At 46.5% G+C, this 11,576-nt stretch carries 11 protein-coding genes; 7 read left to right on the forward strand and 4 right to left on the reverse strand.

Annotated elements, in window-relative coordinates:
• The first annotated feature begins 60 nt into the window (after positions 1–60).
• Positions 61–870, forward strand: coding sequence for a helix-turn-helix domain-containing protein (locus tag ABTV53_RS03495; protein WP_433750664.1), 810 nt, complete (start codon positions 61–63; stop codon positions 868–870).
• 2 nt (positions 871–872) lie between these two features.
• On the opposite strand, the gene ABTV53_RS03500 is transcribed toward ABTV53_RS03495, so the two are convergent.
• Positions 873–1,076 (reverse strand): hypothetical protein, encoded by a 204-nt coding sequence (locus tag ABTV53_RS03500; protein WP_074093540.1) that lies wholly within the window; start codon positions 1,074–1,076, stop codon positions 873–875.
• Positions 1,077–2,240 (reverse strand): glycoside hydrolase family 27 protein, encoded by a 1,164-nt coding sequence (locus ABTV53_RS03505; RefSeq protein WP_433750667.1) that lies wholly within the window; start codon positions 2,238–2,240, stop codon positions 1,077–1,079.
• Positions 2,241–2,620: 380 nt separating this feature from the next.
• Here ABTV53_RS03505 and ABTV53_RS03510 point away from each other — a divergent pair, with 380 nt between their 5' ends.
• On the forward strand, positions 2,621–3,328 hold the full coding sequence (locus tag ABTV53_RS03510) for a DNA alkylation repair protein (RefSeq protein WP_433750670.1): 708 nt from the start codon (positions 2,621–2,623) through the stop codon (positions 3,326–3,328).
• Between the two features lie 253 nt (positions 3,329–3,581).
• Here the strand turns inward: ABTV53_RS03510 and ABTV53_RS03515 are convergent, their stop codons facing one another.
• Entirely contained in the window at positions 3,582–4,157 is a 576-nt protein-coding gene (locus ABTV53_RS03515; protein ID WP_433750672.1) for a TetR/AcrR family transcriptional regulator, read from the reverse strand.
• A gap of 391 nt (positions 4,158–4,548) precedes the next feature.
• On the opposite strand from ABTV53_RS03515, the gene lpdA reads away from it, so the two are divergent.
• From lpdA to ABTV53_RS03535, 4 genes are all read left to right on the forward strand, one after another.
• Complete coding sequence (gene lpdA, locus ABTV53_RS03520; RefSeq protein WP_433750675.1) at positions 4,549–5,946, forward strand: dihydrolipoyl dehydrogenase; 1,398 nt, start codon at positions 4,549–4,551, stop codon at positions 5,944–5,946.
• Positions 5,947–5,982: 36 nt separating this feature from the next.
• Positions 5,983–6,615 (forward strand): HlyD family efflux transporter periplasmic adaptor subunit, encoded by a 633-nt coding sequence (locus tag ABTV53_RS03525; protein WP_433750677.1) that lies wholly within the window; start codon positions 5,983–5,985, stop codon positions 6,613–6,615.
• Entirely contained in the window at positions 6,599–7,771 is a 1,173-nt protein-coding gene (locus tag ABTV53_RS03530) for an ABC transporter permease (protein ID WP_433750680.1), read from the forward strand. The genes ABTV53_RS03525 and ABTV53_RS03530 overlap by 17 nt, the downstream gene beginning before the upstream one ends.
• Before the next feature lie 361 nt (positions 7,772–8,132).
• Positions 8,133–9,305, forward strand: a complete 1,173-nt coding sequence (locus ABTV53_RS03535) for a DUF4317 domain-containing protein (RefSeq protein WP_433750683.1) — start codon at positions 8,133–8,135, stop codon at positions 9,303–9,305.
• A gap of 128 nt (positions 9,306–9,433) precedes the next feature.
• Here the strand turns inward: ABTV53_RS03535 and ABTV53_RS03540 are convergent, their stop codons facing one another.
• Complete coding sequence (locus tag ABTV53_RS03540; protein WP_433750686.1) at positions 9,434–10,381, reverse strand: helix-turn-helix domain-containing protein; 948 nt, start codon at positions 10,379–10,381, stop codon at positions 9,434–9,436.
• 171 nt (positions 10,382–10,552) lie between these two features.
• Between ABTV53_RS03540 and ABTV53_RS03545 the strand changes: the two genes are divergently transcribed.
• Positions 10,553–11,572 (forward strand): glycoside hydrolase family 88/105 protein, encoded by a 1,020-nt coding sequence (locus ABTV53_RS03545; RefSeq protein WP_433750688.1) that lies wholly within the window; start codon positions 10,553–10,555, stop codon positions 11,570–11,572.
• The last annotated feature ends 4 nt before the right edge of the window (positions 11,573–11,576 follow it).

Consider the following 11,576-nt stretch of genomic DNA (forward strand, 5'->3'; position numbering starts at 1 on the left):
TTAGCGTGTAAGCGTTACCGAACATCTGATCAACATGGCATTAGAAAGGGGGAATCAAGGTTGAATCCGATTTGGCATGAGAGCAGTAGAGCCAGTAATTTGTATTTTATCAGCGGTGGTCACAAGCCGGCCAACGCTCACCAATGGGGGCCAGGCGTGCGTGACGTTTATGCGCTGCACTATATTATCCGCGGCCAAGGGACACTGGTGACGGGTGGCCGCGTTTTTCGGCTCGTTACGGGGGAAAGCTTTATCATATTTCCGCAAAAGGAGATTTATTATTATCCGGACCCGCAAGATCCATGGGAGTACGTCTGGGTGGAGTTTAGCGGTGAAGATGCCAGGCGGTTGCTGGGTCTGACGCAGCTTTCAGAGGTACAACCCGTGGTGTCGATCTCACCGGAGACACTGCAGCCTTATTTCCACCTTGCCTGGAACGCAGGTGCATCATCCTATGAATTGCTGCGGGCGGATGCACGTTTGCGTCTGCTGCTCTCTTACTATATGGAATATTATCCGAAGGAGCCGCAGGTGGACGCCAAGGATTATGTCTGGCTGGCGAGAAAGTACATCGAGCAGAACTACTGGAAGCCGACATTGACCGTCACGGAGATTGTAAAGGCAGTTAATCTGGAGCGCAGCTATTTGTTTCGGCTGTTTAAGGGAGCAACCGGCAAATCTGTTATGGAGTATATTACCTCCTGCCGAATCGATCGCGCCTGTGAACTGCTGAAGACGTCGGGCCTGCCGATTCAATCGGTAGCTTATTCTGTCGGCTACAATGATCCGTTATATTTTTCCAAAGTATTCAAGAAAGCAACTTCACACACGCCAACAGCGTACATGATGGTGCACCGGACCAAGGCATAACGTTAACGGAACAGGGCACAGTTCCCGGACTCGCGGAAATAACGGATCAGCTTCTCAATAGGCTCGCGTCCACAGTTCAGCTTCACTCCTATACAATCGATGCACAGAAATTGCTGGGCAGAGCGTGAGATCAATTTGAGATAGATGCCCACATCGTCTGAAGAGAGCGGAACCTGACAGGAGGTGCACAGGCGATGTTGAGCCATCTATTTCACCAGTTTGGCACGCACAACTAAACAATCATGTGCTGCGACAACGGGAGCGAAGCGTTCACGGAATACGCCAAGCTCTTTGTGTTCCCAGCAGTCATACAGGGACAGGGCATAACCGGCAGCGTAAGGCAGACCCATATCCCAAAATTGCAAAGACAATTCCCGCTGGCTGTCGCTCAGGTTGAAGAAACCAATAGCTAGATCACCATCTGTGAGTACCTTCACTAGCATAAATACATCGTCTGTATGAAACCATTGCGGTTCTGGTTTAATGCGGTAAGCTCCGCGTGCTTCTACATCCTGATTGATAGCGATCAGGTCAGGATTCAGGAGAATATCCTTTGTGATCTGGTTGGCCTTGCGCACGTCACATCCGATCATTAATGGGGAACCCATGATGGACCAGAGTGAGAAATGGGTTTTATATTCGATGTCGTTGCATCCGCCGATGCTGCCAATATAATCATTGTTGCTTCCACCGTACATCCCAACAATCAGCATATCCATGTCATTATGGCAGAAGGAGCCAGTGTAGCTTTGTTTACCCAGTTGAGACAGGGCAAGTTCCTTCACTGAATCCCAATTGTCACGGATATCGCCGGTGGAGCGGTACATATGAGCGCCCGATTCCCGAATCCAATCGTATACATCGTCGGCTCCCCAGTTGCAGGCGGAGAACAGGATATCGCGTCCGCAGTTTTTGAGCGCAAGGCTCATGCGTTTGTACAGCAGCTCTCCTGAAATATGACGCGGCTTGAAGCAGTAATCATACTTCAAATAGTCAACGCCCCATTCGGCAAAAAGGGCAGCATCCTGGAATTCATGCTCAAAGCTGCCTGGATATCCGGCACATGTATGTGTACCTACGCATGAATACATGCCGAACTTTAGTCCTTTGCTATGGATATAGTCAGAAAGCGCTCTCATTCCACTCGGGAATTTCTCCGGGTCAGCCACCAGATTGCCGTTTGCATCACGTTCCTTCAGGCTCCAACAATCATCAATGACAATATACTCGTAACCAGCGGCCAGATAACCTTCCGATACAAACACATCAGCGACATCCCGAATTAATTGTTCGTTTATATCCCACGTAAAGGTATTCCACGAATTCCAGCCCAGGGCAGGGGCAAAGCCTAACACTTGATTGCTGCTCATGCTCACGCATCCTTCCTCATCTCGGTTTTGTTAACCATACTAAACTGAACATAAACGATGAGCGACGTTTCCTGCCATAGCTTAACGTTGCTTGGACATGGACATATGTTGCTCTGCTATGCTGGGGAATGATCTCTTCCAATCAGACTCTGGGCAGGTATTCAGAAGTTGCCGGTAGAATCTTAAAAAGGAAAAATGTCTGTCCGCGAAGAAGGTATATCTATCTTTTCAGGGATCTGTGCGAAACGATGATATAGATGTTATGATCGGTAATAATGCTCGAATAGGATAATGTGTGATATTTCATCGGTTATTCGTTAAACATAAGTGTCTGTTTGATATGATCAGATATAAAATTTATAGGATTGGAGTGTTGCCAAATGAATCTAGATGAAGTGATGCAAGAGTTAGAGGCGTTGGGCAAAGAACGAACGAAAAAAATCTATATTTCCAACGGTGCGCATGAACCATTATTTGGCGTGGCAACCGGGGCGATGAAACCAATGGCAAAGCGGATCAAAAAGGATCAACCTTTGGCGGAGCAACTATATGAGACGGGGAATTATGATGCGATGTACTTTGCGGGTGTGATAGCTGATCCTCAAGCGATGACGGAAGCCGATTTTGATCGTTGGATTGACGCTGCGTATTTTTACATGATCTCTGACTTCATCGTTGCCGTTACGCTGGCGGAGACGGATATTGCTCAAGAAGTTTCGGATAAGTGGATCGCCAGCGGAGATGAATTGAAAATGTCAGCAGGATGGAGCTGTTACTGTTGGTTGCTCGGCAGTCGAAAGGATGCTGAATTTTCGGAGAATAAACTGATGGAGATGCTGGAACAGGTCAAAAAGACGATTCACGAATCTCCGGAACGAACGAAATATTCGATGAACAACTTCCTGTATACCGTCGCAACATCCTATCAACCGTTGCACGATCTGGCGGTGGAGACAGCCAAGGCCGTTGGCCCTGTCGAAGTGAACAAGGACATGCCCAAGAGCAAGCTGCTGAATGCCTCTGAGAATATCCAAAAGGCAGTGGAAAAAGGGCGGACAGGCTTCAAGCGTAAATATGTAAGATGCTGAAATTTTTGCCGTATCGTCAGTTTTAACATACGGATTATATGGTTATCGTGGGATTGAAATCCACAAGCTCTATGTTATAGGACAGAAACAGCTTATAATGCAAAGAGAGCCGTGCGGTAACACGACTCTCTGACGCAATAGCCGCTTTTAAGGGCGGTGGGCTTAACAAGAGGATACACGATCAAGTAGACCGCGACCTTTGCAAGGGTGGGCGGTCTACTTGTGTTTTCAGCTTGATATAGCAACATCAAGGCTACAGATCGTTCCTTTTAACCATTTCTTTGGCTTGCTGCCTGCCCGCCGAGAGAAAGCTGTCGCTAAGCTCAGGATCACTAACAGAGCGTGCAAGTACAAGCGAGCCAACCATTGTACTGAACAGTGCACGACCTCTGGACACATCAATCTCAGCCAGATTGGAGATAAAAGCGATCATCCGCTCCAATTCATGGGTAAATACCTGCCGAACCTCTTCGGACGAACGGGATATTTCGCTGGAAAGGGCGGGGAAAATACAGCTCATTTCCGTTTGGTCGCGGTGATACGGACTCAAATAATAATCGATTACTTTATTAATTTTGGGATTCTGCTCTTCCTGATCAGCCACGTTCTGTAAAAGCGCAATGGTATCACTAATGGCATATTCACAGGCTTCGGCAACCAATTGTTCCTTGTTGTCAAAGTGTGAATAGAACCCTCCGTGAGTTAATCCAGCTCCCTTCATAATAAACGGGACACTCACCTCCTGGATACCATTGGTGCGAAAAGCTCGAGCCGCACTCTCAACAATCTTACCTCGTACTTTTATTTTATGTCCTTTGGGATAGGGCATGATCATTCACTCCATAGTTTCATCATTCTATAGAAATTGAACTAAAGAATATTTACACCTTCCACTTCGATGACAGAACAACCTTCTGATCGCTGTTATCCCCAGATTTTTTTGATTCCCTTTTCCAAAAGGGAAAATCCGGTTATAAAGGCGAGCGCTTCGCTTCCTCAGGTTATTTCTGTCCTCTCCGTTCTCATGTGAATTTATAGTTCAATTTCTATACTTTCAAAATATTATAGTCATCATAATAAAGCCTGTCAATTTGGCGAATGAATATCAGTTAATTTACAAAAGGACCAAATACGGTTGTTGACGGCCTTAAAATATGATGGTTATAATATATTACGGTCATCATATTTTAAAATGACTTCAAATCGGGAGGGATCGGAATATGAGCAAGCTTGAATCTGTGGATACGTTAGTTATTGGATCAGGTTCAGGGGGATATGTGGCGGCGCTTCGTTCTTCGCAGTTGGGGATGAAGACGGCGATTGTTGAACGTAAACAGCTTGGCGGGGTCTGTACACATGTGGGTTGCATACCATCCAAAGCCTTAATTGCGGAATCGCATCGCTATGATTGGCTTAGACAGTTCAATCAAGCTGACGCGGCAGCGACATTTAAGACTGCTCAGCATTTTAAACAGGGGGTTGTGAACAAACAGGCAGGTGGTGTGCACTATTTGTTAAAAACTGCGGGTGTGACCATTCTTGAAGGAGAAGCCAGTCTGGTGGATGAGCACACAGCGCTGATCCGGCAAGCTGGACAGGAGCATAGCATTTCTTTTGAAAATCTCATACTGGCAACGGGGTCTCGTCCGATTGAGCTGCCAGCATTTCCAGTTGAAGGTCGTATCTTATCTTCCACTGAAGCATTATCTCTACAGGAGGTTCCGAGTAGTCTGATTGTGATCGGCGGAGGTTATATTGGGGTGGAGCTTGGACAGATGTATGCCAAATTCGGAACAAAGGTAACGATTCTTGAGGGTGGCGCACAAGTATTGCCCGGATTCGAGGCGGAACTTGCAGCCCCTGTAGTCAAACAATTGAAGGCGGATGGCATCCAGATCGTAACCGGAGCGATTGCTGAAAAGGTGGAGCAGAATGCAAATTCCGTTACACTGCATTATTCGAAAAACCAGGAGCAACAACAAGTTACGGCAGAATATGTATTGGTTACGATCGGCAGGAAACCCAATACAGACGGCCAGTTAGGACTGGAACGCATAGGTGTGCCCGTAACGAACAAAGGACTGGTTGAGACGGATGAACAGTGCAGAACGGTTATCCCGCACATTTATGCCATTGGAGATATTACAGCCGGTCCGGCACTTGCCCACAAGGCATCCTATGAAGCCAAAGTAGCCGCAGAAGCCATTGCGGGTCTTACCTCCAAAGTGGATTACAAGGTGATTCCGCTTGTTGTCTTTTCTGATCCGGAGATATCCAGTGTTGGGGTAAATGAGACGGAAGCAAAAGCACAGGCCATTCCGGTGGATATTGGGAAATCTTCTTTCGGAATCAATGGAAGAGCGTTGGCGTTAAGGGAAACCGAAGGTTTTGTGAAAATAGTGGCTGACCCGACAACAGGAATTGTCATTGGCGCACAAATCGTTGGCGTGGAGGCATCTACACTGATATCGGAGCTCGCACTCGCCATTGAGATGGGGGCAACCGTGGAAGATCTGGCCATGACGATTCATCCTCATCCGACTTTGGGAGAAGTGATCATGGAGGCAGCCGAGAACGCGGTCACCAAAATGAAAAAGCAAAATAGTCAGCAAATTTAGCCATACACGAGGATTGAGAATGGGAGAGATACAAGAATGAAGATAAAAGCGAGTTTGTATATCGGAATTGCGATGGTGTTTATTATTGGAGGTTCACTTTTGGCTGTTAAAGGGAAGGATGCTGTAAGTCAGGCCGAGAGCCGGAAACAAGGCATACTTGAGGCAGAGCAAACGACTTTAATTTATCAGAATAGCCCCGGAGCAATTGCAGAGGTTGGTGCGTCTGCAGGTGACTCCGTGAAAGATGGAGAAGTACTTTTCAAAGTGAAATCAGCCGGGGAGGGAGATGTGGATGTACTCGCACCGTATGACGGGTTGGTTGACCGAGTTGCTGTAAAGCAGGGAGATCAAGTTCAAGCAGGAGTCCCGCTGGCAGTTGTACAAAAGAATACGTATTACACCGACCTTTACATACAGGAAAGTGAAATTCAACAGCTTGAAGTGAATCAAAGCATTGATGTTCATTTCCCGTATTTGGATCAGCCAACGCAGGTGAAGGGGAGCGTTACTTCCATCTCAACTGCTCCTCAGTTTGCGAACTTGCGGATGTCTCGTGAAAAAGGGCAAGCGGATTTAAGTATGTTTCTGGTCCGAATTTCGATGGATTCAAATACCGATTTGCTTCCGGGGATGACGGCAGAGGTGAAACTTGATGAAATCACTGATTGACGAATGGAAGTACGTCGCGGACAGTAAGTATATACGGCTAATTTTTATTGGGCCAATGATTGCAGCCTTATTTTTCGGATTAATGTTCTCGCAGAATCAACTTAATAAATCACCAGTTGTGGTCATTGATGAGGATCATAGCGAATATTCACGGCAATTGATCTCCAAAATAAATGCGTCACAATACATGAGCGTCAAAAGCGTATATACGAGCCGAATGAGTCCTAAAACATTGCTTGCCAACGAGCAGGCTGTAGCGGTCATTATGCTTCCCGATCAGTTGGGATTGCGTCAACAACAAGGGAAATCGACGAATATCGGTATCTTGATGGATAACACGATGCCCTCGGGGTTAACCGGTATTCGCATTGCGATTCAGGAGATCATCCAGACAGAGAATATGACCCTTTCCATGACACGTCTGATCCAAAAAGGGATGGATGCCGAGACAGTTAAAGGAATCGTGTCACCGTTATCCCTTCAGCAGCGGATGCTGTTTAATCCAACCTCCAGTTATGTCGGTTTTATGGTGCTTGGATTTGTGAATATCGTAGTATTGATGATTACAACAAGTGCGGCGGGCTCAATTGCACATCGGCTTCGTCAGGATGGGAAACTGTTTGCAAACGGAAGGTCACCTTTCCAGCTATGGATTCGGTGCGTACCTTACGCTGTGTTGAGTTCACTTTCGCTGCTTCTATCCTATGGATTGTTAAAGCAGGTGGGGGGAATGCGGTTTGAAGCAGAGCCGTATCTTTTCATCATTCCGCTGGTTGTTTATGCTTTTGCCTTGTCACTCATGGGTATGCTGATTGGATACACTGCCAAAGACATGTCCAAAGTCAGCCTACGAACCAGCTTTGTATTGTATCCCTCCTTTCTGGCTACGGGAATTCAATTAACGCCACTGGCGTTTCCAGAACCGTTCCAAATGTTCGCATGGGCATTACCGATGAACTGGCTTAACCGTCTGATTCGTGGAATGGCGTTTCGGGACGGGGCGCTGACAGCCTACAGTCAGGAGTTGGGGGCATTGTTGATTATTATTGGCGGAGTGTCCTTGTTCATGGGATTACTGTTTTTGCGGGAAACAAGGAAAGTTTCTTCCAGCAGAGCACCCCTGTTGAATACGGATATATTGCCGAGCAGTAGTTAATTATTTAAGAGACGTTAAACAACGAAAAAAGACGCACGGGAGTCATTCCTGTTGCGTCTTTCCTTTTTATTACTGCAGATGACATTTAACGATAAAGATCCTTTTATATAAGTTTAATTAAACATTTACAAGATAACGGAGAGGACAGAAATAATCTGAAGAAGCGAAGCGTTCGCCTTTATCCTCGGATTTTACCATATAAAAAAGAAATCAAAAAAATCAGGGGATAACAGCGATCGGAAGGTTGTTCTGTCATCGGAGTACCAGTGGAAATATTCTTTAGTTGAACTTATATAGCGAAGGTTTTTTATATCGTTTATACTTGTAAGGCCAATTTACTTGAGGAGTTGTCTAACGAATCATGAATAAAAAAGAAGTCGCGCATATACGAAAGCAGTTTAAACTCGATCACGATCTACTGAATATTTACGATATTCTCAACGTCTATATTACGAAGGAAAGCAATGAGGTCTATCACTGGGAGCGTCACCCGTTCGAACTGGTGGACAGAGAGAAGCAGGAGCTGTACATGGGCAATTTCAAAAAATTGCTGACAGGTGATTTGGATCAGAAGTTATTTGAGTTGAAGTTCCAGGAAGCGGCGGAGGACCCGGCGCAGGTGCTGCTTCACCAGGCTTTGGTTACAGGTGATCCGGATGAATGGCAGGATCTGATGCTGCTGCTCGTGGATCGAATGCTGGTGGATGCGAAGTATGAGCGGGATATGGTAGCTACGTTCGTGCGTGGACAGTACTACCTGCCGACCAAGGCTAGAAACGAAGCCACAGAAGAGAGTGAGAAGAATGAGGTGTTCGCCCATCCGTTCATTCTGTGCAGCGTGAATTCCACGGAGAAACAGCGGAAAACGCTCTTGTTTGATTACGTGGAGAGAGAATTCAAATACAACGTTATTGTTGATCCGATTATCAAATTAAGCACGCCAGAGCAAGGATTCTTGTACCCCAGCGTGACGGACAACTACTCCGATGTGAATCGTGTACTTTATTGCACAGGGAAATCCAATTTCCCGGATCCGCATTTTGTTGAAAATGTTTTGAATGGAGAAAGATCCGTAACCGCACTGGAAGAACGGGCGATCTTTGAAGATATCGTCAAGGAAGTGGCCGGTGAACAGCTCGATTCAGCCACCATTGCACATGTATACGAGGAGATCAACCGCGTCATTGAAATTAATGAAGAATCCCATGAGGAAGAACCTCCGAAGCTGGATTATAAAGATCTGGAACGGGTACTGACCGCAAGCGGTGTTGAGGACCTGACTACGGAGAAAGTGGAACGGGCATTCGAAACCATTGTCGACAACAAGAATTATGAGATGAAAGCGACCAGTGTCATGCCGAAGTTTACTTCCAAGTCCATTAAGATCGAAACCAAGGTTGCTACGATTTCAGTTAGCCCGCAAGACTTGAGATATGTGAAACAGGTCAATCATCAAGGCAGACGGTGCATCATGATTGAAGTGGACGAAGATGTCGTGATTGAAGGGTTTACCCTTAGTACGGAGACGCTTTAAGTTAAAATACGTTCACTCGAAGGACAATGCTGCAATGATGTTTTGCAAACAATTGGAAGAATGGAACAGACTGCAATCCCTCTGTTGGATTGTGGTCTTTTTTTTGCTTGATAAATAGTCTTCAGATGTTACACCCACCCTGTAAATTCCAATATCGACGCTTTGGCAGACTGTGCTTCCGTATGAGCCCCTTTGCGCCAGGCTTTGGGTGATTCTCCCATCAGTTTGGCGAAGCAGCGGTTAAAGCTGGAGATGGAGCGGAAGCCGACTTGCTCGGAGATGGACAGAATGGATGCTTCCGTGCTTTTCAATCGTTTGCATGCCTCTTCAATCCGGGTGCTGTTCAGAAAATCAAGCGGCGTGGTTCCCATAATTTCATGAAACTTGCGTCGAAAATGCGTTGTACTCAGATGACACAGATCCGCGAGGTAATCGATGGACACGGGCATCATGTAATTTTTGGTGATAAACTCCAGCACGGGTGAGATGACAAGGTCACCTTGGAGGTCTCGTTCCCGTTCCTGATCTTGTGCTGACCAGCTCTTGTTGCTCGCATGAATTCGAAGCAGTTCGATATATAGAGACATCAACAAACCGTACGCGCTCTCCCGATAATAGGGGGACTGCTGCTTTATCTCTTCTACCACTGATGTTGCGAGTGTGTGAATTTTGGGATACTGTTCCTTGTTCAGAATACAATTGGTTCCTTGAATAGCCCATAAATTCGGTTCCATGTGACTTGAGGATGTTTTGAGTGAATGACGGAAGAGCTCTTCCGGTGAAAAAAAGATATAAGCCCACAGGCTGGCGTTATTAGGTGAACTGTATGTGGTATGCGGAAGATAGCGGGGAATGAACGTGACGTCGCCTGCACGAAAAGGCACAGATTCCCCCTTAATCTCCATGATTCCCTCATCTGAATAACAGATGCCAATCTCCATGTGGTTATGGAAATGAAGATGCTCACTCTTGATATCGGATATTCTCCAGCGGTCTCCACTGAGTAACAGGACAGGGAAATCAATGGGCAGGCTGTAATGACGATATTCAATGACAGGTTTCTTCGGTTTGGGCATTGTCGAGGGCTCCTATGTATAAATGATTGAAATTGCGCAGTTTTGTTGTGAATATGCTTAGATTGAGACTATTTTACTGCGTACAATGGAATAAGTAAAGCGTTTACAAAAATGGACGGACACCTCTCAGGGCGCACTTGGGGGCGTGTGCGCCCTGAGAGGGGAATAACAATGCTTCAAGTGAAATATGACAGGGAACAGATTCTACACGTAATCGAGAACGTTACCAAGAAAACACTGGATATGGATCTGACATGGGATTGGCCCGGCGGTGTGGCTTATTATGGGGTATCCAGAGCCTATCAGACGACAGGCAACCAAGAGATTCTGGACAGGCTGGTGAAGTGGGCAGACGAATACATCGAGCTGGGGCTGCCAAGTTGGACGGTAAATACATGTGCGATGGGCCATGTGCTCATCACTTTATATGAAGAGACCGGGGATCAGAAATATTGGGATATTGTCCTCAGCAAGGTTGATTATCTCCAGAATCATGCGCTTCGCTTTGGAGACAATGTGCTTCAGCATACGGTATCGGTTTCCAATGATTTTCCGGAACAGGCTTGGGCGGATACCTTGTTTATGGCGGCATTTTTCCTGCTCCGCGTAGGTAGCAAATTAAAAGATGAGGCCATGATTCAGGATGCGCTGAATCAGTATTACTGGCATATCAAATACCTGCAAGATCCGAGCAGCAGTCTGTGGTATCACGGCTATAACAATATCAACAAGGACCACATGTCCGGATTTTACTGGGGAAGAGCAAACGCTTGGGGAGCCTATACGATGTCTCAAGTGAAGCCTCAACTGAACGACTGGTACTTGTATCCGCAGTGTATGGATGTAGAATGTGCACTTCGCGATCAGTTGGCGGCTCTCAAGCTGGTGCAGACCGAGAACGGCTTGTGGCGTACAGTTTTGGATGACGAAGAATCGTATGAAGAGGTGTCCGCTTCCGCGGGTATTGCAGCAGCCATGATTAATAACGGTAATCCACTGCATACCAAATACGTGCAAAAGGCACTGGAAGGCATCCTGAACAACATCAGCGAAGATGGACGTGTGCTTGGAGTATCTGGCGGTACAGCGGTGATGAAGGATCGGTATGGCTATCGTAATATTCCAAAAGACTGGATTCAGGGCTGGGGTCAGGGCCTGGCACTCGCTTTTCTGTCCGATATGTTGAGATAGGGAG

The organism is Paenibacillus amylolyticus (assembly GCF_050990605.1).
Lineage (GTDB): Bacteria > Bacillota > Bacilli > Paenibacillales > Paenibacillaceae > Paenibacillus > Paenibacillus amylolyticus_H.

What these genes read in the sequence shown, in the direction of transcription:
- ABTV53_RS03500 (WP_074093540.1), bottom strand. Translation starts at nt 1,076, where the DNA reads ATGGCTCAACATCGCCTGTGCACCTCCTGTCAGGTTCCGCTCTCTTCA.
- ABTV53_RS03505 (WP_433750667.1), bottom strand. Translation starts at nt 2,240, where the DNA reads ATGAGCAGCAATCAAGTGTTAGGCTTTGCCCCTGCCCTGGGCTGGAAT.
- ABTV53_RS03510 (WP_433750670.1), top strand. Translation starts at nt 2,621, where the DNA reads ATGAATCTAGATGAAGTGATGCAAGAGTTAGAGGCGTTGGGCAAAGAA.
- ABTV53_RS03515 (WP_433750672.1), bottom strand. Translation starts at nt 4,157, where the DNA reads ATGCCCTATCCCAAAGGACATAAAATAAAAGTACGAGGTAAGATTGTT.
- lpdA (WP_433750675.1), top strand. Translation starts at nt 4,549, where the DNA reads ATGAGCAAGCTTGAATCTGTGGATACGTTAGTTATTGGATCAGGTTCA.
- ABTV53_RS03525 (WP_433750677.1), top strand. Translation starts at nt 5,983, where the DNA reads ATGAAGATAAAAGCGAGTTTGTATATCGGAATTGCGATGGTGTTTATT.
- ABTV53_RS03530 (WP_433750680.1), top strand. Translation starts at nt 6,599, where the DNA reads ATGAAATCACTGATTGACGAATGGAAGTACGTCGCGGACAGTAAGTAT.
- ABTV53_RS03535 (WP_433750683.1), top strand. Translation starts at nt 8,133, where the DNA reads ATGAATAAAAAAGAAGTCGCGCATATACGAAAGCAGTTTAAACTCGAT.
- ABTV53_RS03540 (WP_433750686.1), bottom strand. Translation starts at nt 10,381, where the DNA reads ATGCCCAAACCGAAGAAACCTGTCATTGAATATCGTCATTACAGCCTG.
- ABTV53_RS03545 (WP_433750688.1), top strand. Translation starts at nt 10,553, where the DNA reads ATGCTTCAAGTGAAATATGACAGGGAACAGATTCTACACGTAATCGAG.